The organism is Frigoribacterium sp. Leaf186 (assembly GCF_001423905.1).
Taxonomy (GTDB): domain Bacteria; phylum Actinomycetota; class Actinomycetes; order Actinomycetales; family Microbacteriaceae; genus Frigoribacterium.
The window spans coordinates 119,398-143,865 of sequence record NZ_LMPQ01000012.1 but is presented as its reverse complement, the minus strand read 5'-3'; the positions used below and the strand labels follow the sequence as shown (position 1 = coordinate 143,865).

The 24,468-nt window shown below is 71.3% G+C and carries 19 protein-coding genes and 1 tRNA gene; 3 read left to right on the top strand and 17 right to left on the bottom strand.

Annotation, left to right across the window (positions count from 1 at the left end):
- Positions 1 to 196 precede the first annotated feature (196 nt).
- Both ilvA and ASG05_RS13775 read right to left on the bottom strand, forming a co-directional pair.
- Positions 197 to 1,435 (bottom strand): threonine ammonia-lyase, encoded by a 1,239-nt coding sequence (ilvA, locus tag ASG05_RS13780; protein ID WP_056262055.1) that lies wholly within the window; start codon positions 1,433 to 1,435, stop codon positions 197 to 199.
- Complete coding sequence (locus ASG05_RS13775) at positions 1,428 to 2,609, bottom strand: AI-2E family transporter (RefSeq protein WP_082486814.1); 1,182 nt, start codon at positions 2,607 to 2,609, stop codon at positions 1,428 to 1,430. Before ASG05_RS13775 ends, ilvA begins: the two co-directional genes overlap by 8 nt.
- Before the next feature lie 131 nt (positions 2,610 to 2,740).
- Here ASG05_RS13775 and ASG05_RS13770 point away from each other — a divergent pair, with 131 nt between their 5' ends.
- A complete protein-coding gene (locus ASG05_RS13770) occupies positions 2,741 to 4,012 on the top strand; it encodes a winged helix-turn-helix domain-containing protein (protein WP_235491525.1) in 1,272 nt (423 codons plus the stop codon).
- A gap of 36 nt (positions 4,013 to 4,048) precedes the next feature.
- On the opposite strand, the gene ASG05_RS13765 is transcribed toward ASG05_RS13770, so the two are convergent.
- Together ASG05_RS13765 and ASG05_RS13760 are read right to left on the bottom strand one after the other, a co-directional pair.
- Positions 4,049 to 4,954 (bottom strand): M48 family metalloprotease, encoded by a 906-nt coding sequence (locus ASG05_RS13765; protein WP_056262047.1) that lies wholly within the window; start codon positions 4,952 to 4,954, stop codon positions 4,049 to 4,051.
- 29 nt (positions 4,955 to 4,983) lie between these two features.
- Entirely contained in the window at positions 4,984 to 5,565 is a 582-nt protein-coding gene (locus ASG05_RS13760) for a LemA family protein (protein ID WP_056262043.1), read from the bottom strand.
- 251 nt (positions 5,566 to 5,816) lie between these two features.
- Between ASG05_RS13760 and ASG05_RS13755 the strand changes: the two genes are divergently transcribed.
- Complete coding sequence (locus ASG05_RS13755; RefSeq protein ID WP_056262039.1) at positions 5,817 to 8,024, top strand: hypothetical protein; 2,208 nt, start codon at positions 5,817 to 5,819, stop codon at positions 8,022 to 8,024.
- 245 nt (positions 8,025 to 8,269) lie between these two features.
- Here ASG05_RS13755 and ASG05_RS13750 read toward each other — a convergent pair.
- From ASG05_RS13750 to ASG05_RS13690, 13 genes are all read right to left on the bottom strand, one after another.
- Positions 8,270 to 8,343, bottom strand: a tRNA-Leu gene (locus ASG05_RS13750).
- A 97-nt stretch (positions 8,344 to 8,440) separates the two neighbouring features.
- On the bottom strand, positions 8,441 to 9,952 hold the full coding sequence (locus ASG05_RS13745) for an NAD(P)/FAD-dependent oxidoreductase (RefSeq protein WP_082486813.1): 1,512 nt from the start codon (positions 9,950 to 9,952) through the stop codon (positions 8,441 to 8,443).
- 39 nt (positions 9,953 to 9,991) lie between these two features.
- Positions 9,992 to 11,239 (bottom strand): S8 family serine peptidase, encoded by a 1,248-nt coding sequence (locus ASG05_RS13740; RefSeq protein ID WP_082486812.1) that lies wholly within the window; start codon positions 11,237 to 11,239, stop codon positions 9,992 to 9,994.
- 5 nt (positions 11,240 to 11,244) lie between these two features.
- A complete protein-coding gene (locus ASG05_RS13735; RefSeq protein ID WP_056262036.1) occupies positions 11,245 to 11,802 on the bottom strand; it encodes a DUF501 domain-containing protein in 558 nt (185 codons plus the stop codon).
- Complete coding sequence (locus ASG05_RS13730; protein ID WP_056262033.1) at positions 11,799 to 12,356, bottom strand: septum formation initiator family protein; 558 nt, start codon at positions 12,354 to 12,356, stop codon at positions 11,799 to 11,801. Before ASG05_RS13730 ends, ASG05_RS13735 begins: the two co-directional genes overlap by 4 nt.
- A gap of 85 nt (positions 12,357 to 12,441) precedes the next feature.
- Positions 12,442 to 13,722, bottom strand: a complete 1,281-nt coding sequence (gene eno / locus ASG05_RS13725) for a phosphopyruvate hydratase (RefSeq protein WP_056262030.1) — start codon at positions 13,720 to 13,722, stop codon at positions 12,442 to 12,444.
- A gap of 101 nt (positions 13,723 to 13,823) precedes the next feature.
- Entirely contained in the window at positions 13,824 to 15,065 is a 1,242-nt protein-coding gene (hisS, locus tag ASG05_RS13720) for a histidine--tRNA ligase (protein WP_056262026.1), read from the bottom strand.
- A 201-nt stretch (positions 15,066 to 15,266) separates the two neighbouring features.
- Positions 15,267 to 15,848 carry a TetR/AcrR family transcriptional regulator gene (locus ASG05_RS13715; protein WP_056262021.1) on the bottom strand — a complete coding sequence of 194 codons (582 nt, stop codon included), beginning with the start codon at positions 15,846 to 15,848 and terminating at the stop codon, positions 15,267 to 15,269.
- A 374-nt stretch (positions 15,849 to 16,222) separates the two neighbouring features.
- On the bottom strand, positions 16,223 to 17,014 hold the full coding sequence (locus ASG05_RS13710; RefSeq protein ID WP_056262016.1) for a MazG nucleotide pyrophosphohydrolase domain-containing protein: 792 nt from the start codon (positions 17,012 to 17,014) through the stop codon (positions 16,223 to 16,225).
- A gap of 2 nt (positions 17,015 to 17,016) precedes the next feature.
- Positions 17,017 to 20,628: a transcription-repair coupling factor gene (mfd, locus tag ASG05_RS13705; protein ID WP_056262013.1), complete on the bottom strand. Its 3,612-nt coding sequence runs from the start codon at positions 20,626 to 20,628 to the stop codon at positions 17,017 to 17,019.
- 90 nt (positions 20,629 to 20,718) lie between these two features.
- A complete protein-coding gene (gene pth / locus ASG05_RS13700) occupies positions 20,719 to 21,309 on the bottom strand; it encodes an aminoacyl-tRNA hydrolase (RefSeq protein ID WP_056262010.1) in 591 nt (196 codons plus the stop codon).
- A 60-nt stretch (positions 21,310 to 21,369) separates the two neighbouring features.
- Complete coding sequence (locus tag ASG05_RS13695; RefSeq protein ID WP_055974197.1) at positions 21,370 to 22,005, bottom strand: 50S ribosomal protein L25/general stress protein Ctc; 636 nt, start codon at positions 22,003 to 22,005, stop codon at positions 21,370 to 21,372.
- A 276-nt stretch (positions 22,006 to 22,281) separates the two neighbouring features.
- Positions 22,282 to 22,815: a gluconokinase gene (locus ASG05_RS13690; protein ID WP_235491524.1), complete on the bottom strand. Its 534-nt coding sequence runs from the start codon at positions 22,813 to 22,815 to the stop codon at positions 22,282 to 22,284.
- A gap of 172 nt (positions 22,816 to 22,987) precedes the next feature.
- Between ASG05_RS13690 and gndA the strand changes: the two genes are divergently transcribed.
- Complete coding sequence (gndA, locus tag ASG05_RS13685; protein ID WP_082486811.1) at positions 22,988 to 24,445, top strand: NADP-dependent phosphogluconate dehydrogenase; 1,458 nt, start codon at positions 22,988 to 22,990, stop codon at positions 24,443 to 24,445.
- Positions 24,446 to 24,468 lie beyond the last annotated feature (23 nt).

Genomic DNA, 24,468 nt, shown 5'->3' with positions numbered 1-24,468 from the left:
CTCAGGAGAACGACGCTGCTGCCGGCCTCACGACGCCCGGAGCACGTCGTTCGCCTGAGTTGCCGACGCCGCCGACGTCGCCATGCGCCGCAGGGAGCGGCCAGCAGCAGGAGGCGCGGGCGGCGTCAGGAGGCACGGAATCGGCCACGAGGCGCGGCCGGGTCAGGAGGCGCGAGCCGGGTCACGCAGACGTGGCTCAGAAGTCGACGTTGGGTTCGTACCCGGCGTCGCGCAGTCGCTGCAGCACCTCGTCGACGTGGTCGGGCCCTCGGGTCTCGATGCTGAGCTCGAGTTCGACCTCGCTGATCTGCAGCCCCCGCCCGTGGCGGGTGTGCAGCACCTCGACGACGTTGGCGTTGGCGTCGGACAGCACCTCGCTGACCCGCGTGAGCTGACCCGGGCGGTCGGGCATGCCGATGCGCAGCTTGACGTACCGGGCGGCGGCCGCGAGGCCTCGACCGATGACGCGCTCCATCATCAGCGGGTCGATGTTGCCACCGCTCAAGATCACCACGGTGGTGCCCAGGTCACGCACCTGCTCGGTGAGGATGGCGGCGATGCCCACCGCACCGGCGGCCTCCACGACGAGTTTGGCGCGCTCGAGCAGCACGAGCATCGCGCGGGCCGTGTCGTCGTCGCTGACCGTCACGATCTCGTCGACGGTCTCGCGGATGATCTCGAAGTTGAGCACGCCGGGCCTCGCCACCGCGATGCCGTCGGCGATCGTGGGCTGCGCGTCGATGTCGGTGCGGACGCCGAGCTTCATCGAGACGGCGTACGGAGCGGCGTTGGCCGCCTGCACGCCGATGATGCGGACGTCGCGCCCCGTGAGCGCAGCGCTCTGCTTGAGGGCGCTGGCCACTCCGGCCGCGAGCCCACCCCCGCCGACCGGAACGATCACCGTGTCGACGTCGGGGACCTGCTCGAGGATCTCGAGGCCCAGCGTGCCCTGGCCTGCGACGACGTCGGCGTGGTCGAACGGCGGGATGAACACGGCGCCGGTGGTGTCGGCGAACTCCTGCGCGGCCCGGAGGGACTGCTCGACCGCGTGCCCCCGCAGCACGACGTCGGCTCCGTAGTGGCGGGTCGCCTGCAACTTCGGCAGGGCGACGCCCACCGGCATGAAGATCGTCGCCTTGATGCCGAGTTCGCGCGCGGCCAGGGCGACGCCCTGGGCGTGGTTGCCGGCCGAGGCGGCCACGACGCCTCGGGCCTTCTCGTCGTCGGACAACTGCGTGAGGCGGTTGTAGGCCCCGCGGATCTTGTACGAGCCGGTCCGTTGCAGGTTCTCACACTTGAGGTGCACGGCTGAGCCGAGCACGTCGGCGAGGTACTGCGAGGTCTCCATCGGGGTGACGCGGACGACCTGCGAGACGCGTTCACGCGCCTCCTCGATCTCGGTGAGGGTGGGACCTGCCAGGGTGCGGTCAGACATCGGTGAGGCCTCCGGGTCGGGTGACGTCGTTCTCGACGGGGCGAGGCGTCTCGCGCCAGGTGCCCCTCGCGACGTAGGTGATCATGACGTTCAGCACGGCCACGAACGGCACCGCGAAGAGGGCCCCGGGGATGCCGGCGACGAGGGTGCCGGCCGCGACCGCGAAGACGACGGCCAGCGGGTGCACCTTGACGGCGCTGCCCATGACGAACGGCTGCAACAGGTGCCCTTCGATCTGCTGCACGACGATGACCACGGCGAGCATGAGCAGGGCGACGACCCAGCCGTTGTAGACGAGCGCGATGACGACGGCGATCGCCCCGGTCGCCACGGCACCCACGACGGGAACGAACGACCCCAGGAACACCGCGATCGCGATCGGGGCCACGAGGGGCAGGCCGAGGAAGAGCGCACCCAGCCCGATGCCGACGGCGTCGACGAACGCGACGAAGATCTGCACCTTGACGAAGTTCGTCAGGGTGAGCCATCCGGCGCGCCCCGCGCCGTCGACGGCAGGACGCGACGCCCGGGGGAACAGCCGGACCACCCAGCGCCAGATCTCGGCACCACCCACCAGCACGAAGATCGTCGCGAAGAGGGCGAGCACGAGCCCTGCCCCGACGTGGCCCGCGGTGGACCCCACCGACAGGGCACCCCGCACGAGCGGCTGGCTGTCTTGCTGCACCGCGGCCACCGCGTCGGACAGGTAGCCGTTGATCTGCCCCTCGGTGAGGTGCAACGGCGACGTGAGCAAGAAGTCCTTGAAGTCGCCGTACGAGGCGACGGACCGATCACGCAGGGACGGCCAGCCGTCGACGATCTGCAGCACCACGAGCACGACGAGGCCGGACACCACGACGAGGAACCCGACCAGGACGGTCACGATCGCGAGCCCCTTGGGCCACCGGTGGCGCTGCAGCCAGGCCGACAGCGGCACGAGCAGGGCCGAGACGAGCAACGCGACCAAGAACGGGATGACGATGACCCGCAACTGCGTGACCAGCCAGACGAGCACGCCGGCCACGGCCACGAGCAGCAGGATGCGCCACGACCAGGCCCCCGCGATGACCATGCCCCGCGGCACCGACGGGTCGGCGACGGGGCCGGCCGTGCGGCTGCCCGCCGCGTCACCCCGCGTCTCGTCGCCGCTCGTGGGGCGGTTCCGCCAGATCATCGCGTCAGTTTATGGCCCTGAGGGGCGCCTCACCTACCCGTCCACATGCCCGCAGGGGCATGTGACGCCTGGGGCGAGACGTCGACCAGGAGGCGCGGCGCGCGTCGATGGCCGTCACTACAGTCGTCCGCGTGCCCCGTCAGCAGCTCTCCCCCGCCCAGGCCCGCCGTGTCGCCCTCGCGGCGCAGGGGTTCGGCCGCCCCGTCGACGCCGCGGTCCGCCCGGGCGCCCGCCAACTCAACTCCCTCGTCGACCGACTCGGCCTGCTGCAGATCGACTCGGTGAACGTCTTCGAACGCAGCCACTACCTGCCGGCGTTCGCCCGCCTGGGCTCCTACGACCGAGCCACCCTCGACCGCCTCACCTTCGCTCCCCGCGGCCGGTACGTCGAGTACTGGGCCCACGAGGCGGCCATCGTGCCCGTCTCGACCTGGCCCCTGTTCCGCTTCCGGATGCACGACCACGAATCGAAGTGGCGGGGTGACGCCTCGTCGTGGCTGTCGACGAGCCCCCGCATGGAGCGCTGGCTGCTCGACGAGATCCGCGACAAGGGCCCCCTCCCCGCCAGTCTGGTCGAGGCCGACGCCGCGGTGTTCCCGCGGCCCGACCGCACCGGCCCGTGGTGGGGCTGGGGTGACGTGAAGCGCGGTCTCGAGTCCCTGTTCCGGACGGGCGCGCTGGTCAGCGCGGGACGGCGACGGTTCGAGCGGGTCTACGCCCTTCCCGAGCAGGTGCTCCCCGCCGACGTGCTGGCCGTCGACGTCGACCGCCACGAATCGCACCGGCGCCTCGTGGCCCACGCAGCCCGGGCCTTCGGGGTCGCCACGACCTCTGACCTCGCCGACTACTTCCGGTTGAAGTCCGCCGACGTGGTGCCCGCACTCCGTGAACTGCACGACGAGGGCGTGGTCGAGCCCGTCGTCGTCCCCGGGTGGGGCCCGACCGCGTGGCTGCACCGCGACGCGCGCGTGCCCCGTGCTCTCGAGTCCGACGCCGTGCTGTCTCCGTTCGACCCGGTCGTGTGGCACCGGCCACGAGCCGAGCGCCTGTTCGGATTCCATTACCGCATCGAGATCTACACCCCCCGCGAGAAGCGCATCCACGGGTACTACGTGCTGCCCGTCCTCCAGGGCGATCAGCTCGTCGGGCGGGTCGACCTGAAGAGCGATCGTCGGGCAGGGGTCCTCCGGGTGCAGTCCGCCTGGCGGGAACGCGACCTCGCGGTCGACGTCGACCTGTTGGCCGCTACCCTGCGTCGTGCCGCCGGCTGGCAGGGGCTCACCTCGATCGAGGTCGAAGACCGCGGCGACCTCGCCGGCGCCCTCCGACCGGCCGTCGCCGGTCCCGTCGAGGCCACCGGGGCCCCCGACGCCGACGGCGCGCCCGACGCGCCCGACGCCTAGGGCGCCGACTAGCGCCTACCGACCCGAACGTGCCGGCTAGAAGGTGCCGGCGTTCTGACGCAACCGTGCGACGCGGTCGTGGAGCGGCGGATGCGTGCTGAAGAGGCGGTCCATCACGCCGGGCTTCATCGGGTCGCTGATCCAGAGGTGCGACATCGAGGTGTTCTGCTGACGCATCGGCCTGCCGGCCGACCCCAGTTTCTCGAGGGCCCGCGCGAGGCCTTCGGGGTAGCGCGTCGTGAGGGCACCGGTGGCGTCGGCGAGGTACTCGCGTTGGCGCGAGACGGCTGCCTGGACGGCCGCGGCCGCGAGGGGCGCGACGAGCATGGCCACGAGGCCCAGCACGAGGAAGACCGGGTTGCCGCCGCCACCACCACCGTTGGAGTTGTTGCGGTTGCCGCCGGTCAGGGCACTGAAGAACGACATGCGCAGCAGGACGTCGGCGAGGAACCCGACGGCGACGACCAGGCCGAAGACCATCGTCGAGACGCGGATGTCGTAGTTCTTGACGTGTCCGAGCTCATGGGCCATGACGCCCTGCAGCTCGGCGTCGTCCATGATCTCGAGCAGCCCGGTCGTGGCCGCCACGACGGCGTGTTCGGGGTCCCGTCCCGTGGCGAAGGCGTTCGGAGCCGGGTCGACGACCACGTACACCTTGGGCATCGGCATGCCCATGGTGATGCTGAGGTTCTCGACCGTCCGGTAGAGGCGTGGCGCCGTCGTGCCGTCCACCTGCTGGGCGTTGCTCATCGACAGGGCCTGGCCACTGGCGGCGAAGTACTGGACGAGCGCGTACACGGCCGCGCCACCCAGGACGAGGAACCCGATCGACGCGTTGTTCCAGATCGCACTCGCCGCGAAACCGAGGGCCCCGACGATCACGAGGAAGATCAAGACGATGAAGACGGTGTTGCGCTTGTTGCGTGAGATCGCTGAGTACATGGTCTCGACGGGACGTCAGGAAGACCGGGTCAGAACTGGACGCGGGGCGGTTCGGCGATCGCCGAGGGCTCGGAGACCTCGAAGAAATCGCGTTCGGTGAAGCCGAGCCTCTTGGCGAACAGCGAGTTGGGGAAGACCCGGTTCTTGGTGTTGAACTCTCGGACTCCCCCGTTGTAGAAGCGGCGCGCGGCCTGGATCTTGTCCTCGGTGTCGACGAGTTCGGACTGCAACTGCAAGAAGTTCTGGCTCGCCTGCAACTGCGGGTACGCCTCGGCGACGGCGAAGATGCTCTTCAGGGCCGTCTGCATGTGCCCCTCGGCGGCCGACGCCTCGGCCGGAGTGCCGGCGCCGATCGTCTCGGCGCGGGCCGCGGTCACGTTCTGGAACACCGACGACTCGTGCGAGGCGTAGCCCTTCACGGCTTCGATGATGTTGGGGATCAGGTCGGCGCGGCGTTTGAGCTGCACCGTGATGTCGCTCCAGGCCTCGTCGACGCGCACCTTGAGCGTCACCAACGAGTTGTAGGTGGCCCAGAGGTAGATGCCGAAGATGACCGCGAGCAGGACGATGACGCCTGCCGCTACCAAGATGCCGATCGTGGCCGGTTCCATGACGTGTCACTCCTAGGTGGTGGACCGGTGGCGCCGGGGCGCCCGATGGTCGCTCGCCACCTGGTTCGGGTGGTCGGGGGTCCGAGGGACACTATAAATGCGCCGCATGTGGGGTCCCTGCCCTCCGGCTGATCTCTGAGCCAACTCACGACGACCACGGATCGCGGCGACTCCTCCTCGCAGCCGATTGACTTGTACCCCGAGACCGTGCTGAATGGGTGACAGTGTTCGAGTCACCGACCCCGCCATCGATGCGTCCGCCGGCCCCCGTCGCCGGACGCACGCCGGTCGCGCCCCGACGGCGTGGGCGGCGGTGCGCCGCGTCGACGCTCGCCGCCCTCGTGCTCGGGCTCTCGATGGCCCTGTCGGCGGGCGCGGTCGCCCGGGCGGCGGGCGACCCCACCGACACGCCGACGCCCGAACCCTCGCTCGGTCAGCCCGGGCCCCAGCCGACGGCTCCGACCCTCGACGACGTCGGCGACCGCGACGTGAACGACGTCGTGGTCGGCGGCACGGGCACCCCCGGCGCCACCCTCCGGGTGCTCGACCCGCGCGTCCCCAGCCGCGCGCTCTGCGAGGTCGCCGTCCCCACCGGCGGCACGGGCGCCGTCGGATGGTCGTGCCCGGTGACGCTCGAGAACGGCGCCGACCAGACCCTCACGGTCCGGGACGTCACGAACTCCGCCGTGGTCGCCGACGGGGTGAGCCCCGCGTTCTCCGTGCTCGGTCCGCCGACCGTGCGGGGCGGGCCAGCCCCTGGCGGCAAGGTCGGCGGAACCGCGCATCCGGGCGCCCGGGTCACGATCGACGGAGGCGCGGCGCCGGTCTCCACGACGGCCGACGGAACCGGCGCCTGGTCGGTCGTGCTCCCCGCCTCCTCCTGGCCCACCGGGCGCTACACGGTGCGAGCGACGCAGACTTCGGCGTCCGTGCCGGCGGTCCCCCGCTCGGCGGCCTCGGCCGACGTCTCCGTCTCGGTCGACCGCGACGCCCCCGGTGCACCCGTCCTCCTCTCCCCCCGCGACGGCGACCGCATCTCGGCACAGCCCGTGAGTTTCAGCGGGACGGGAGAGGACGGCGCCACCGTGACCGCGTACGTCGACAGCGCCCCCGTCTGTCAGTCGTCGGTGGTCGGCGGTGCCTGGCGCTGCACGTCGTCCGACGCCGCCCTCGCCGAGGGCGCGCACCTCGTGCAGGTCGCCCAGATCGACGCCGCGGTCAACGTGGGGCCGCCCAGCGCGAGCATCTCGGTCACCGTCGCGTCGTCGGCGGCGTCCACCGCGCCTCCCGGGCCGACGGCCGCACCGGCGCCCTCGGCCGGCCCGGGCGCGACGGCGAGTCCGGGTGCCCCGGCAGACCCCGGCGCCGGGCCGTCCGGCGCCCCCCTTCCCGGTGAGGGGTCAGGAGGCGCTCCGGGCGGCACCGGCGACGGTGGCGGCACCGAAGAGGCGGACACCCCGGCCGTGACGGGATCGTGGGCCGCGGCGACGACGTTCGGCCGTGACCTGCCGACCCCGGGGCAGGCGATGACCGGCACGGGGTGGCTGCTCGCCGTCGGACTCGCCGCCGCGTTCGTCCTGCTCGTCGTCGCGCCGGCCCGACTCCTCGCCACCGCCCTGCGGGGCCGCCTCCCCCGTCGTGGCCCGCGACTGACGGGCCGCAACCGGCCCCTCGAGCCGCCCACCTCGTTCTCGAGCGCGCAGCTCGACCCCCGTCTCACCGCCGCGCTCACGATCGCGGCCGGGGCCGCCGTCGTGGGACTCGCCGCCGGTCTCGACGGCGAGGTCCGCTCCGCGCGCCTCTTCGCCGGCATCGTCGTCGGGGTCGCACTGGTCAACGCCCTCGCCGTCGTGGTGCCGACCCTCGTGACGTCCCGTCTGCTGGGACGCGAGTCGCGGGTGCGGATGTCACCGCGCCTCCTGCTCGTCGCCGTCGTCGCGTGCGCCGTCACGCGCCTGCTCGGCCTCGACCCTCCCCTCGTGCTCGGGGTGGTGCTCGTCGGCGGCCTGGTCGCATCGTCGACCTCGCGTCACGGTCGAGCCGACGAGCCGAGCGAGCGTGACGACGGGCTGGTGGCGCTCGTGCAGGTCGCAGCCCTGGTGGTCGTGTCGACCGCGGCCTGGGCAGCGCACGGGGCCCTGCCGGGCAGCGGCGGGTTCGCGACCGAGCTCGCCCTCGAGACCAGCGCGACGGTGTGCCTGACGGGGCTGGGATCGCTCGTCCTCGCCCTCGTCCCGGTGGGGTCGCTGCCGGGTCGACGCCTCTGGGCCTGGTCCCGGCCCCTGCACGTCGCACTCACCGTGGTGGGAGTGGGCACGGCCGCCGCGGTGTTCGCGGGCGGCCCGTCGTCGGCGTTCCCGGTCGGCGGTGCCGTCGTCGCTGCCGTCGTGCTCGCCGGCCTCTGCGTCGCGGTCTGGCTCTGGACGACCTACGTCGAGGACGGTCCGGCCGACGCCTGACACCCGGCCGCCACGGTGCCTCGTCGCAACGGTGCCTCGTCGCTTCGTCGCCTCCCCGCCTGCAAGCTGCCGCGACGGTCGGCAACTCCGGAGAACGACGCGCCTCCGCTCCGATCCGGCACGAGACACCGCCGATCGCCGGAGTTGCCGTCAGCAGCGCGGCGAGGGCCGGTGGAGGAGCACCTCGTGGCACCCACTCAGGACGGGTGCCGGTGGACGACCTCACGGCGCACCATCAGAGGGAGTGCCCCCGCAGGGACTCGAACCCTGACTGAGGCGATTTTAAGTCGCCTGCCTCTGCCGATTGGGCTACGGGGGCCCGGAGCGACCAGCCTACGAGACGCGGACGCCCGCCGCGCTGCGGGGCAGCGGGCGGGCGTCCGGGTCGTGCTCGACCATCGGTCGGCGGAGGGTGCCTACTTGACCGCGGGCTTCCGGGCGGGAGCCTTGCGGGCGGACTTCGACGACGCCTCGCCCCCCTCGGCGGTGCCCTTCTTGGCCGTTCCGTCGTCTTCGACCGGGTTCGCGTAGGCGGGGCCGGCCTCGCCGGCCGGCTGGCCCGCGCCGGCATCCACGGCCGCGGCCGGAGCCTCGGCCGGCGTCTCGACGGCGGGCTTCGGCCGCGAGGCGAACTCCTCGAAGGCCGCACGAGGGCGTTCGCGGTTGTCGAGCGAGACGATGTCGCGGCCCAGCCAGAAGTTGTTCCACCAGCCGCCGACGACGCGGAACTTGCGCTCGAACGAGGGCATCGCCATGCCGTGGTAGCCGCGGTGGGCTGCCCAGGCCGGGAAGCCCTTCATGGCGAACTTGCCGCTCTGGAAGACCCCGACGTTCAGGCCCAGGCCGGCGACGGCACCGAGGTTCTCGTGCTTGTAGTCCACGAGCCCCTCGCCGCGAAGTGACGCGACGATGTTCTTCGCGAGGCGCTTGCCCATGCGGACGGCGTGCTGGGCGTTCGGCACGCAGAAACCGCCGACGCCCTTGCCGGTGAGGTCGGGGGTGGCGGCGACGTCACCGCAAGCCCAGGCGTCGGGGACGACGGTCTCGCCGTCGACGATGCGCAGGTCGGCCTTGACGGTGATGCGCCCGCGCTGCTCGAGCGGGAAGTCGGTGCCCCGGACCATCGGGTTGGCCATGACGCCGGCCGTCCAGACGATCAGGTCGGACTCGAAGGACTCACCGGTCGAGAGCTCGATCTTGCCGCCCACCGCCGACTGCAGCTGTGTGTCGAGGTGCACGGTGGCGGCACGCTCGGCGAGGTTCTTCAGCACCCAGTGGCTCGTCTCGAGCGACACCTCGGGCATGATGCGGCCCATCGCCTCGACGAGGTGGAAGTGGGTGTCGTCGATGGTGAGGTCGGGGTAGTTCTTCAGCAGGTCGCTGGCGAAGCTGCGGAGCTCGGCGAACACCTCGATGCCGGCGAAGCCGCCGCCCACGACGACCACCGTCAGCAGTCGGTCCCGCTCGGGCCCGGCAGGCAGGTTGGCGGCCTTCTGGAAGTTCGTCAGCACCTTGTCGCGGATCGCCGCGGCCTCTTCGATGGTCTTGAGGCCGATGGCCTCGTCGGCCACGCCCGGGATCGGGAAGGTGCGGGACACGGCACCGGCCGTCATGACGATCTGGTCGTACTGCACCGTCCACGCGTCGCCCACCTCGGGCGTGATGGTCGCGGTCTTCGAGGCGTGGTCGACGGCCGTGACCTTGGCCGTGACGACGTTCGTCTTCTTGAGGTGACGACGGAGGGCCACGACGGCGTGACGCGGCTCGATCGAGCCGGCCGCCACCTCGGGCAGGAACGGCTGGTACGTCATGTAGGGCAGCGGGTCGACGATCGTGACCTCGGCCTCGCCCGCACGCAGCCACTTCTCGAGCTTCCAGGCGGTGTAGAAACCGGCGTAGCCGCCGCCGACGATCAGGATTTTGGGCACGGCGAATGTCTCCTTGAGGTGGGGGTGTCGCAGACGACCTTACCCCGAGCGCCGCGCCCGCCTGAACTGACGGACCGCCCCGAGGGCGACGAGGGTCGCCGCCCCGCCGAAGACCGTGAAGACGATCAGGGGGATGCCGGTCGAGCGCATGGTCTCGACCGTGGGCAGCAGCACGGCCAGGGGTTGACCCGGATCGGGCACCGGCGTCGGGACCGGGGCCTCGTCCGTGGGGTTCGTCGCCTGCGCCGAGGGCTCGGGCACGTCGGCCCGGCGGTGCACCCTGATCCACTCGGAGAGGTCGCCCATCGGGTTGGCCGTGACCGCGGGCACCGAGGCCGTCACGGCCGCGGCGGCGTCGACGAGCCCGTAGCCGTAGAGGGGGTCGGGGGTCGAGTCGCCCTTCGGGGTGGCCGTGGACACGACCCTGTTGATGACGTCGTCCGCGTCGAGCTCGGGGTGGGCGCTGCGGACCAGGGCCACGATGCCGGCCACCAAGGGGGTGGCACCGCTCGTGCCGCTCCAGCTGTAGTGGACGTCGCCCGGGCCCACGCCGACGAGGTCCTCGCTCGGGGCGGCCACGCCGATCGTGATGCCCTGGCTCGAGGCGTCGAAGCTGGCCGTGCCCTGTCGGTCGACGCCGGCGACGGTGAGCACGCCGGGCATCGTCGCCGGTGCACCGACCTCGGTCGTGCCGCTGCCGCGGTTGCCGGCGGCCGCGACGACGACGACGTCGTGGTCCATGGCGTAGAGGAAGGCCTCGTCCCAGCTGGTCGGCCAGTCGAGCGTGTTGCGGGTCAACGACATGTTGATGACGTCCGCCCCCGCGTCGACGGCCCACCGCACGGCACGGGCGATCTGGTCGTCGGAGTCGACGGCCGACGACCCGAAGCCGACCGAGACCGACAGCAGGTCGGCCTCGGGTGCGACGCCGATGACGCCGTCGCCGGGCCCCGTGCCCCGGCCGGCGACCATCGAGCCCACCAGGGTGCCGTGGTTCGGGTCCTCGCCGACCGGGGTCTGGCCGTCGGCCGAGCCGAGCCCCGATACGTCGGTGCCCCCGACGACGGCGCCCTGCAGTTCTCTGACCGACGAGTCGACGCCCGTGTCGATCACGGCCACGGTCGTCCCCGCACCCCGCGTCGTCTGCCAGGCCCGCTGGATGCCGTAGTCGGAGAGCCAGTACTCGGCGTCTCGCACCTGGTCGGCCGAGGCCGACGAGGCCGGCACGACGGCCGCCACGAGCGCCGCCAGGACGGCAGCCGCCACGAACCCCCCGGACCGTCGCACGTGCGTCAGGCTCCCCCGCCGAGCGCGTCGACGGCGAGCGTCGTCGGGTCGTCGGTGACGAGGTCGCGGCAGCGGCACACGTCGGGGCTCCAGGCCGCACGCTCGAGGGCGAGGTCACCGAAGGGGTTGACGCCGGGCCCGGCCGCCAGGGAGTGGCCGACGAGGGCGTGCAGGCACTTGATCCGCTCGGGCATGCCGCCGGCCGTCACGTGGTCGATCTCGTCGACGTGTTCGATGCTCTCGCGGTCGGCGAGGTAGGACTCGTGGGCGGCGAGGTAGCGCGCTCGCAGGTCGGCGTCGCTCTCGAGCATCGCCGTGAACTCGGCCATCACGCCGGTCGCCTCGAGGGTCGACACCGCGGCCGTGGCGGCGGGGTGGCACAGGTAGTACAGCGTCGGGAACGGCGTGCCGTCGGTCAGCCGCGGCTTGGTCGCTACGACCGTCGGCGCACCGCAGGCGCAGCGCGCGGCGATGCCGATGACGTCGCGGGCCGGACGGCCGAGCTGGACCGTCACCGCGCGCACGTCGTCGTCGGTCACGGGGTCGAAGGGGGGCCTGGTCACGGCGTGCCGCCTGTCTGGTCGGAGGTCGGGGCGGGCACCTGGCTGCCGCTGATGTCGGGGGCGACGAGTTCGGTCGCGGGTTCGTCGCTCAGGCCGGCGTCGAGCACCGACGAGGTCATCGCCGCGACCCAGTCGACCTGGGGGGTCTGCAACGAGTCGCTGATCGTCGTGCCGGTGCCCGGAGCCGTGCCCGGGGCCTCGGCCGCGTCGTCGCCCATCACCAGGTAGCTGTACTCGCCGGGGTAGACGTAGAGGAGGCGATCTCGCGCCTGCGCCTCGATGTACGCCGGGTCGCTCCACCGGGCGACGTCTTCTTTCAGCTCGTCGACCGACTGCTCTTGCTGCTCCACGTCGTCCTGAAGGGCGGCGATCTGCTGCTGCTGCTGGATCAGGGTGCGCAACGACGGCGCCAGGATGACGACGAACATGACGAGGATCACCAGCATGAGCACGCTGAAGCCCGAGAACCGGATGCTTCGCAGCCAGTGGCCCGTCGGCGTCTCGCCGGCCGGCAGGGTCACCGGCACACGGCGGTTCGAGGTCTCACGGGGCATGCCACGAGCCTAAGGGACGTCTCTGGGGAACGACGGAGGCCCGCCCCGCGCGAGCAGGACGGGCCCCGAGGAGGCGCGGGTGGCGTCAGGCGGAGAAGCGCGGGAACGCGCTGTACCCGGCGTACACGGCGGCGTCGCCCAGCTCTTCTTCGATGCGGAGGAGCTGGTTGTACTTGGCGACCCGCTCGCTGCGGGCGGGCGCGCCGGTCTTGATCTGGCCGGCGTCGGTCGCGACGGCGAGGTCGGCGATCGTCGTGTCTTCCGTCTCACCCGAGCGGTGCGAGAGCACCGTCGTGTAGCCGCTGCGCTGAGCGAGCGCGACGGCGTCGAGCGACTCGGTCAGCGTGCCGATCTGGTTGACCTTGACCAGGATCGAGTTGGCGGCACCGGCCTTGATGCCCCGGGCGAGACGCTCGGGGTTGGTGACGAACAGGTCGTCGCCGACGATCTGGGTCTTCGACCCGATCTCGCTCGTGAGGTGGGCCCAGCCCTCCCAGTCGTCTTCGTCGAGGGGGTCCTCGATGGTCACGAGGGGGTACGACGCGACGAGGTCGGCGTAGTAGTTCGCGAGGAACGCCGAGTCGCGCTTCTCGCCCTCGAAGGTGTAGCTGCCGTCGGCGTAGAACTCGCTCGAGGCCACGTCGAGGCCGAGGGCGAGGTCCTTGCCCGGGGTGAAGCCGGCCTTGGTGATGGCCTCGACGAGCAGGTCGAGTGCGGCACGGTTGCTGTCGAGGTTCGGCGCGAACCCGCCCTCGTCGCCCAGACCGGTCGACAGGCCCTTGGCCTTCAGCTCGCTCTTGAGGGCGTGGTAGGTCTCGGCACCCCACTGCAGGGCCTCGGCGAACGACGAGGCGCCGACGGGGAGGATCATGAACTCCTGGATGTCGACGTTGCTGTCGGCGTGCGAGCCGCCGTTGATGACGTTGAGCATCGGCACCGGCAGGGTGTGCGCGTTGGGCCCGCCGATGTAGCGGAACAGGGGCAGGTCGGCCGAGTCGGCCGCGGCCCGGGCGACGGCCAGCGAGACGCCGAGGATGGCGTTCGCCCCGAGGCGCTTCTTGTTGTCGGTGCCGTCGAGCTCGATCATGGCCTGGTCGATCAGGCGCTGGTCGGTGGCGTCGAGGCCCTCGACCTCGGGGCCGATCTCGTCGATGACGGCGGCGACGGCCTTGAGCACGCCCTTGCCGAGGTAACGGCTCTCGTCGCCGTCGCGCAGCTCGTAGGCCTCGAAGGCCCCGGTCGATGCACCGGAGGGGACGGCCGCACGCGACACCGTTCCGTCTTCGAGCAAGACCTCGACCTCGACGGTGGGGTTGCCCCGCGAGTCGAGGATTTCGCGGGCGCCTACGGCGTCGATTGCTGCCACTGGAGAGCTCCTTAGTAGTCGTTCGTCTGGGGACGCGAGGTCCGGTCACCAGCTTAGCCGCGCCTCCTGCCCTGGTTCGTGGCCGGGCCGTCCGGCGAGGGTCAACCGATCGTGCGGATCTCGAGGTCGGCGACCGATTCGCCGCCCCGGACGGTCACGAACCGGCCGAAGCCGGCGGCGGCCAGGCCGTCGAGCTGGTTGGTGACGTTCTTCGCCCGCTTCTCGAGGCGGACGCGTCGTTCGCCCCCCGCGAGCAGTTCGCGTTGCAGGCCGAGCAACTCGGCGGGCTCGACCTTCTTGTCGTAGACCAGCGCGAGGCCCTCGTCGTCGTCGGTCTCGAGCGTGACCAGGTCGACGAGGCGCTCGAAGCCCAGCGAGAAGCCGGCCGCGGGCACGTCGCTGCCGAGGAAGCGCCCGATCATGCCGTCGTAGCGACCGCCGCCCCCCAGCGAGTACGGCACGTCGGGGTGGGCGATCTCGAAGATCGTGCCGGTGTAGTACCCCATGCCGCGGACCAGGGTCGGGTCGAACTCGAGGGTGGACCCGGGCAGGGCGTCGCGCAGGGCGACGAGGTCGGCGAAGGCCTCACGGTCGAGCCAGGCCGCGCCGTCACCCTCGCCGGTCTGCCACGATGCGCCCGCCAGGTCGCGCAGCGCCTCGGCGAGTCCGGGGGTGGTCACGCCCAGCTCGACGAGTTCGGCGACGACCCCGTCGACGCCGATCTTGTCGAGCTTGTCGACCACGATCAGGGCCTGGTCGGTCAGCGCCTCGGGCACGGACCAGTGCGCCAGCAGGGCGATCAGGATGCGCCGGTCGTTCACCCGGATGGTCGTGCCGGTGAGCCCCAGCGCGTCGAGCACGGCGGACGTCGCCTGGATCAACTCGATCTCGGCCAGCGGACCCGCCTCGCCCAGGACGTCGATGTCGCACTGGACGAACTGGCGGTAGCGGCCCTTCTGCGGACGCTCGGCCCGCCAGACCGGGGCGATCTGCACCGAACGGAACACGGCGGGCAGTTCGGCGCGGTGCGAGGCGTAGAACCGCGCGAGCGGCACGGTGAGGTCGAAGCGGAGACCGAGGTCGGCGAGACCGAGGACGCTCTCGGCGGACCGGACGTCGTCGAGGTCGAGCCCCCGCCTCAGGACCGCGAAGACCTGCTTCTCGTTGTCGCCGCCGAGACCCGAATGGAGGCGCGAGCTCTCTTCGACGACGGGCGTCTCGATCTCGTCGAAGCCGTACGACCGGTAGATGCCCCGGATCACCGAGAGGACGCCCTCTCGGCGCCTCTTGTCGGCAGGCAGGTGGTCGCGCATGCCGCGCGGCGGGGTGACGGGATTCGGCATGGAGACATCTTCCCAGAGACGACCGACGCTCGCCGCGTGGGCCGAGTTGCAGGCATGTCACATTCTACGTTATGGTTCTTGTGGGTGGTCGGCACGAATCGGGTTGCGTGTCGGTCACACCTCGAGGCCCTCCCTTCCCTGCGGTGAGGGCCCGGGCCGGGCCGGGCGCTGTGCGCTCGGCCCGGTTCCACCCGGTCGGGGTCAGCCCTGCGTGACGTTCGTGACGAACGCCTCGACCGCGTGCTTGTAGGCGGCCGACGCGCGACGACTCTCGCCCGAGACGATGGCGTCGTACTGCAACCCGAAGAGGGCGTCCACGAAGACGCGGGCATCGACCTTGGCTTCCGCCGGGGTCGAACCGTTCGCCGTCGCCCAGGCGGCGACGTGCTCGACCCAGCGCCCGACAGCCTTCTGGGCCGTGCCCCCCGTCTCGCCGGCGACGGTCTCGAGCAGTGCGGCCTCGAGCTCGAGTCGGTGGAGGTCGCGACCACGCTCGGTGGAGACGTCGTGCCACACCTTCGAGAGGTGCTTCGAGAAGGCCTCACGGTCGAGCTCGCCGACCTCGACGGCGAGCAGCGCGTCGTTGCGGGCCACGACCGCGCGCACGATCTCGGCGATCAGCTCGGCACGGTTGCCGAAGTGGTAGACGAAGACGTAGGTGCTGACCCCGAGGGCCTCGGCCAGCGTGCGGAACGACACGGTGGCGAGCGATCGACCACGAAGGTGTTCGAGGATCTGCCCGAGGAGTTCGGGCTTGCGGGTGGGATCGGGTTTGCGAGGCATGGTGCCGCTCCTTCGTGCAGACGAGTCGGACTCGCCCTGCGCGGTCGCCGTCGTCGTAGTGGACCATAACAGACGTCTGTCGTGGCCGACCGGCCGAATCGGAACGGCCCCCGGACGCCGTCCTGACGACCCGTCGGACGCCTCACCTCTCGCCCCGTGAGGTCGACCGACATGTCGGCTTTTGACATGTCAACACTCGTCCTCTACATTGAGGACACCACTCGCACACCGGCCGGGGCGACGCCCAGGGCCTCGTCGGCCGGTGGTCGAGCGACGGCTCGCCGCTCATTCGGGTTGAGCAGGCGACGCCGAGGTGCCCCCTCATTCGGGTTGAGGGGGCACCTGCTCGTTCCCCTCGACGCCATCGCCCGCGATCACGTCGGTGTCGCCCCCGTCGGCCCGTGACGGTGCGGCGCCGACGCCTGATTCGTCGCGTCGGCTTCGTCGCGCCGGAGCACGGCCTCGCGCTCGCGGACCGCCGCCCGCAGCGCGCGCTCGGCGTCGATGCCGCGATCGGTCGCCTCGTCGACCTGGACGAGCAACGCCCGCCCCCACTCGAGCTCGATCGCCGACGCCGACTGCTCCGCCTGCGACGCGGCGCCCTGGCCCTGACTGCTCGACGGCCGGGCCGTTCCGGTCGCGGCCCGCTTCGAGTCGATCTTCTGGGCCCGGGCGAGGGCCGGCTGCCCGGCGGGCACGCCGTCGTAGGCACTCGTCCGACCGACCTTCTCGCGGGCCTTGGCCGCCGAGTACAGGCGGACGATGTCGTCGAGGTCGGCGGTCTGGTCGGCTCCGAACACGTGGGGGTGCCGCCGAACGGTCTTGTCGGTGACGTCGCGCACGACGTCACCGAGATCGAACGAGCCCGAGGAGGCGCGGGCAGCGAGCGCGCTGTGCAAGACCACCTGGTAGAGCACGTCCCCGAGTTCTTCGCGCACGTCGCCGGGAGCACCGTCCTCGATGGCCTCGACGAGCTCGGAGGTCTCTTCGATGAGATAGGCCACGAGTGACTCGGCGGTCTGGGCCCGGTTCCAGGCGCAGCCGCCCTCGTCGGCGAGGAGGGCGTCGACCACGCGGACGAGCTCGTCGAGCGCGGCACCCGCCCCGGGCTCGAGACCGTCTCGCGCCTCCTGGCCCGAGGGCCCCCGACCGTGGCAGGCCGACACGGTCAGCTCGCCGCCGCCGTGTCGGTCGCGGGGCGGGCGACCGGTGCGGAGTAGATCGCCGACAGCAGCTGCTCGACCCAGACGATCAGCTCGTCGTCGGTCGGCACCTGGCCGTGAGCCCTGGGCAGCGGGACGCTGACGGCGTTGGCCTGGGCGAACCAGCGCGCACCCGGGTACATGCGCTGCAGCCGCACCTGCATGCTGTCGGGCAGGTCGATGCCCGCCACCCGCAGGTTGCTGCCCATGACCACGACCTCGCTGAGCCCGGCCTTCTGGGCGGCGCGTCGCAGACGCGACACCTCGATCAGCGCCAGGACGGGGGCCGGGGGCTCGCCGTACCGGTCGGTGAGCTCGTCGAGGACGGCGTCGATCTGGTCGTCTGTCGAGGTCGGCGAACTCGCCGTCGAGAGCTTCTGGTAGGCCTCGAGACGCAGGCGCTCGCTCTCGACGTACTCTTCGGGCACGTGGGCGTCGACCGGCAGTTCGAGCCGCAGCTCGGTCTGCCCCTCGGCCACGTCACCGCGGAACGAGCTGACGGCCTCGCCGATCATGCGCAGGTAAAGGTCGAAGCCGACGCCGGCGATGTGGCCGGACTGCTCGCCACCGAGCAGGTTGCCGGCCCCGCGGATCTCGAGGTCTTTCAGGGCCACCTGCATGCCCGCGCCGAGCTCGTTGTTCGCCGCGATGGTCTCGAGCCGGTCTTGGGCCGTCTCGCTGAGGGGCTTGTCGGCGTCGTAGAGGAAGTACGCGTAGCCGCGCTCGCGACCACGACCGACGCGACCCCGCAACTGGTGCAGCTGGCTCAGCCCGTACTTGTCGGCCCGGTCGATGATCAGGGTGTTGGCGTTCGCGATGTCGAGGCCGGTCTCGATGATGGTGGTCGAGACGAGGACGTCGAACTTGCGCTCCCAGAAGTCGACCATGACCTGCTCGAGCGTCGACTCGGCCATCTGGCCGTGCGCGACGGCGACACGGGCCTCGGGCACGAGCTCGGCGATCTGCGCCGCGACGCGGTTGATGCTCGACACCCGGTTGTGGACGTAGAACACCTGCCCCTCGCGCAGCAGTTCGCGTCGGATCGCGGCAGCCTTCTGGCGGTCGCTCTCGGGGCCGACGAAGGTGAGGATCGGGTGCCGGTCTTCGGGCGGGGTGGCGAGCGTCGACATCTCGCGGATGCCGGTGACGGCCATCTCGAGCGACCTCGGGATCGGCGTCGCCGACATGGCGAGGATGTCGACGTTGGTCTTGAGCTTCTTCAGGGCGTCTTTGTGCTCGACTCCGAAACGCTGCTCTTCGTCGATGATGACGAGGCCGACGTCCTTGTACGAGATGCCCTCGCTGAGCAGGCGGTGCGTGCCGATGACCATGTCGACGGTGCCGTCGCCGAGGCCCGCGATCGTCTCTTTGGACTCTTTCGCCGTCTGGAAGCGGCTCAGGCTGCGCAGGTGCACGGGGAACCCGGCGAACCGGTCGCTGAAGGTGTCGAAGTGCTGCTTCACGAGCAGGGTCGTCGGCACGAGCATGACGACCTGCTTGCCGTCTTGGATCGCCTTGAAGGCCGCCCGGACGGCGACCTCGGTCTTGCCGTAGCCCACGTCGCCCGAGAGCAGGCGGTCCATCGGGATGGGCCGCTCCATGTCGGCCTTGATCTCGTCGATGGTCGTGAGCTGGTCGGGCGTCTCGGCGAACGGGAAGGCCTCTTCGAGCTCGCGCTGCCACGGGGTGTCGGGCGGGAACGCGTGACCCTTGCTGGCCATGCGGGCGGAGTAGAGCTTGACGAGCTCGACGGCGATGTCGCGGACGGCCTTGCGGGCCTTGCCCTTGGCGGCTGCCCAGTCGCCGCCGCCCATCTTGCTGAGCGACGGCGCCTCGCCGCCGACGTAGCGGCTGAGCAGGTCGAGCTGGTCGGTCGGCACGTACAGCTTGTCGCCCGGGTAGCCACGCTTCGAGGGCGCGTACTCGAGGACGAGGTACTCGCGCGAGTGCTTGACGGCGTTCTTGCCGCCGCTCGACACCTCGCGGCTGGTCAGCTCGAGGAACTTGCCGATGCCGTGGGTGGAGTGCACCACGACGTCACCCGGCTTGAGCTGCAACGGGTCCACGACGTTCTTGCGTCGGGTCGCGAGCTTCTTGACCTGACGGGAGTCGTAGTTCGCCGAGCGCCCGTAGAAGTCGGATTCGCCGAGGACGGCGATCTTGGACTCGATCAGCTCGAACCCGGCCTCGACCCCGCCGGCCACGAGGTGCACGACCCCGGGTTCGAGGGTCTCGGGCAGGTCGTCTTCGAGGCGGGCAGCGACCTCGCGCTCGGCGAGGACGTCGCGCGCCCGTTCGACCAGGCCGATGCCCCGGGCCGTGACGACGACGCTCCACCCGTCGCGGACACGCTCGACGACGTGCTCGAGCGCACCCTCGGCGTGGCCGCTGAAGCTCGGCACGACGGCGGCGTCGACGCGCACGTAGTCACCGGCCGAGGCGACCGCCTCGTCGTCCGAGAGCACCTCGCCCGAGTCGAAGCCGCTCATCGTGAACCAGGCCCGGTCGCCCGCGGCCTCTCTCAGGTCGCGCAGGCTGAGGAAGTCACCCGAGTCGAGGTCGATCGGGGCCTCGGCCCCGGCCGTCGCGGCGTTCCAGGCGGCGGAGAGGAACTCGCGGTTGGTCTCGGCGAGGCTCTGCGCCCGCGACACGACGCGCTCGGGTGACAGCACGGCGATGGAGGCGCCCGCCGGCAGGTAGTGCGTCACCGGCACCAGCCGGTGCACGAGGGCCGGTGCCAGGCTCTCCATGCCCTCGACCGGGATGCCCTCGGCGATCTTCGCGAGCATCTGCGACAGGCTCGGGAACTCGTGCTGCATCTCGCGGGCGCGTTGTCGCACGGCCTCGGTCAGCAGCATCTCGCGGCTCGGCGGCAACTCGACCGAGGTGACCTCGCCGTCGAGGCTGCGCTGGTCGGCGACCGAGAAGCGTCGGATCTGGTCGACCTCGTCACCGAAGAAGTCGACGCGGACCGGGTGCTCTGCCGTGGGCGGGAAGACGTCGAGGATGCCACCGCGGACGGCGAACTCTCCTCGGCGGGTCACCATGTCGACCCGGGCGTACGCCAGGTCGACCAGGTGCACGGCGATGCCCGAGAGGTCGTGACCCCTCTCGCCGACGGTCAGGTGCACCGGGTCGAGCTCGGCCAGGTTGTCGCTGAGGGGCTGGAGGGCGGCCCGGACGCCGGCCACGACCACGATCGGACGGACGGTCTCGGGTGAGGCGACCGCCTCGACCTGCCAGGTCGCGAGGCGCCGGAGGGCGTGGATGCGCCGACCGACGGTCTCGGCGCTCGGGCTGAGGCGTTCGTGCGGCAGGGTCTCCCACGCGGGGAACTCGATGATCTCGGCCTCGGGCAGGTAGCTGGCGAGAGAGCCTCGCACCGCCTCGGACTCGCGGCCGGTCGCCGTCACGACGAGCATGGCCTGCGGCCCCTCGCGACGATCGAGCAGACCTGCCAGCAGCGGCACCCGGAGGCCGTCGACCACCGAGAAGTCGGTGCTGCGTGCGGCCCGGTCGAGGGCGCCGGAGAACGTGGAGGCGCGCGAGAGCGCCTTGATCAAGCCCGCGAGTATCACCCGGACGATGTTACGCGGCACCACCGACACCGTGGCCGGGGTTCGCTGACGGCGACACCCATGGGCGGCCCGTCGAGGTGAGAGGTCAGCTCAGCTCTTGGCGGTGTGGAACTTGAGCTGTGCCGCCGTCAGCCCGTCGGTGGCGATCATCTCGACCGCGTCGGCCGCGTCGCCGATCAGGAGCGGCAGCTCTTTGCGCTCGGTGGAGGAGAAGTCCTTGAGGACGAAGTCGGCGGCGGGCTGACGGCCGGGGGGACGGCCGATGCCCACCCGCACCCGGGTGAACTCGTTCGAGCCGGTCGCGGCGATGATGTCGCGGATGCCGTTGTGACCACCGTGGCCGCCGCCGTGCTTCAGCCGGACGACGTCGAAGTCGATGTCGAGCTCGTCGTGGACGACGATCAGCCGCGAGACGTCGAGGTCGTAGTAGCGCAGCAGGGCCTGCGTCGGGCCGCCCGAGACGTTCATGAAGGTGGCGGGCTTGGCCAGCACGAAGCGAGGGCCGCCGGGGGCGGTGCGCCCCTCGGCGACCGTCGCGTTCGTGCGGTGGTTCTTGAAGCCGGCGGAGAGACGGTCGGCCAGTTCGGCCAGCACCATCTGCCCGACGTTGTGCCTGTTGCCGGCGTAGCCGGGCCCGGGGTTGCCGAGCCCGACCACGAGCCACTGGTCGTCGAGTGCCATCGTCGTGGTCGTCGTTCTCTCAGTGGATCTGCGCCGGCAGGGTGTTCGGGGTGTTCCGAGTTACTCGGAGCGCTCTTCGTCCTCGATCGAGTCGACGTCGCCCTCGGCCTCGGCGGCTTCGCCGTCCTCGTCCGAGACGGCGTCGGTCGTGAGGTCGAGCTGGGGCACCGAGACGGCGAGCACGAGGGTCTCGGGCTCGCTGACCAGGGTCGCGCCCTTGGGCAGCACGAGGTCGGCGGCGGAGACCTGCGCGCCCTCTTCGAGGCCCTCGATCGAGACGACGACGTTCTGCGGGATGTGCGTGGCCTCGACCTCGAGCTCGACGACGTTGAGCTCGACGACGTGGATCGTGCCGGGAGCCGACTCGCCCTCGACGTGCACGGGCACCTGGACGGTGACCTTCTCGCCCTGGCGGACGACGATGAGGTCGATGTGCTCGATGGTCTGCTTGACCGGGTCGCGCTGGATGTCCTTGACGAGGGCGAGCTGGTTCGTGCCCTCGATGTCGAGCGTGATGACGGCGTTGGCGCGACGCGTGATGAGCATCGTCTCGTGGCCGGGCAGCGTGACGTGCTGGGGGTCGGTGCCGTGGCCGTAGATGACCGCGGGGATCTGGTCCTTCGCGCGGATCTTGCGGGCAGCGCCCTTGCCGAAGCTGGTGCGCACCAGGGCGCTGAGGTTGTTCTGGTCGGACATGTCGTCTCCTTGCAGGGGCCCGCGAGGGCCCGGGGGTGTGTGGTCGGTGTCAACTCGAACGCGAATCGCGTGAGGAAGGACCCGCAACCCGAGGGGCGCCGCCCGAGGGACGACCACCGCTGCACGAGTGGTGCCTGAGCACCGAGCGCCTGCCTACCGCGTCGATCACGGGTGCCGGAGCACCCCTCGCCGAGGTTCAGCTGCCCAGGTTACACGTCGACTGGGCGTGTCGCCAACCCGCGCCTCCTGGGCTCGTCCGCCCGCGAGGGCGCCCGGTCAGTGCTCGAGCTCGCCGCGCCGCACGGCCCGGAGGTGGGCCACGACGGCCGCCACCACGTCGTCGGGGCCGGGGCGGACGTCGACCTCGAACCCGGCCTCGTCGTCGGTCAACGGCTCGAGGGTCGCGAACTGCGACTCCATCAGGCCCGCGGGCATGAAGTGACCCTTGCGCTCTCGCTGCCGGCGCGCGACGAGGTCGCGGACGCCCGTCAGGTGGACGAACCGGAGGCGCGGGTCACCCTCGCGCAGGACGTCGCGGTACGACTTCTTGAGCGACGAGCACGCCACCACGACCGAGTCGTCTCCCGCCGCGGCGATGCGCTCGGCGACGATGCGCAACCACGGCCGGCGGTCGTCGTCGTCGAGCGGGTGCCCCTCGGCCATCTTGAGCCGGTTGGCCTCGGGGTGCAGGTCGTCCGCGTCGACGAAGGGCACGCCCAGGGTCTCGGACAACAGCTCGCCCACGGTCGACTTGCCCGAGCCGGACACCCCCATCACGACGACGGGCGGGAAAGGGGCTTCTTCGGTCACGGGGTCCTCGGGTCGTCTCGGGGCGGGGCGGGGCGGGTCGCGGGGCGTAGGGCGGGTCGTCGGGCGGGCGGGCGTCCCTCCGAACCTACCCACGAACCCCGACGCGCCACCTGGACGGCCGTCGGGCCGGGCGGCATATGGTCGGTCCGTTCCCTACCGACAAGGAGGCACCGTGGCTGAACACGGAGGACCACAGGCAAACATCGGAGTCGTCGGCCTGGCCGTCATGGGCTCGAACCTGGCACGCAACCTGGCCAGCCGCGAGGGCAACACCGTCGCGGTCTACAACCGCTCCCCCGAGCGCACCGACACCCTCATGGACGAGCACGGCGACGCGGGCTTCATCCCGTCGAAGTCGATCGAGGACTTCGCGGCCTCACTGCAGAAGCCGCGGACCGCGATCATCATGGTGCAGGCCGGTCGCGGCACCGACGCCGTCATCGACCAGCTCGCCGACGCGTTCGACGAGGGCGACATCATCGTCGACGGCGGCAACGCGAACTTCCAGGACACTCGGCGCCGCGAGGCCGCCCTCAAGGAGCGCGGCCTGAACTTCGTCGGCGCCGGCATCTCGGGTGGTGAGGAGGGCGCGCTGAAGGGCCCGTCGATCATGCCCGGCGGCTCGAAGGAGGCCTACGAGACGCTCGGCCCGATCTTGGCGTCGATCGCCGCGGTCGCCGAGGGCGAGCCCTGCGTGACGCACGTCGGTGCCGACGGCGCGGGTCACTTCGTCAAGATGATCCACAACGGCATCGAGTACGCCGACATGCAGTTGATCGCCGAGTCGTACGACCTGCTGCGTCGGGTCGGCGGCCACGAGCCCGCCGCCATCGCCTCGGTGTTCGAGGAGTGGAACAAGGGCGAGCTCGAGTCGTACCTGATCGAGATCACGGCCGAGGTGCTCCGTCAGACCGACGCAAAGACCGGCGGGCCGCTCGTCGACTCGATCGTCGACCAGGCCGGCTCGAAGGGCACCGGGGTGTGGACGGTGCAGAACAGCGTCGGTCTGGGCGTGCCCGTCGGCGGCATCGCCGAGGCCGTCTTCGCCCGCGCCGTGTCGTCGAAGCCGACCCAGCGCGCAGCCGTGCAGAAGACCCTCGAAGGGCGCCCCGAGATCCAGGAGGCCGGCGACGGCTTCGAGGACGACGTGCAGAAGGCGCTCTACGCCTCGAAGATCGTGGCCTACGCCCAGGGCTTCGACGCCATCATCGCCGGCGCCGACGAGTACGACTGGGACATCGACAAGGGCGCTATCGCCAAGATCTGGCGCGGTGGCTGCATCATCCGCGCGCAGTTCCTCAACCGCATCGTCGACGCCTACGAGAAGGACGCGACGATCGCGACCCTGCTCGAGGACGACTACTTCGCGGCGGCGGTCCGCGACGGAGAGGACGCCTGGCGCCGCATCGTCGCCAAGGCGGCGCTCTCGGGCATCCCCGTCCCCGGGTTCGCGTCGGCGCTGTCGTACTACGACTCGCTCGCGTCCGAACGCCTGCCCGCCTCGCTCATCCAGGGGCAGCGCGACTTCTTCGGAGCGCACACCTACCAGCGCGTCGACGACGAGGGCACGTTCCACACCCTCTGGTCCGGGGACCGCTCCGAGATCGAGACGGAGCCGTCGACCCACTGACGCACTCCCCCGGAGCGCTCGCC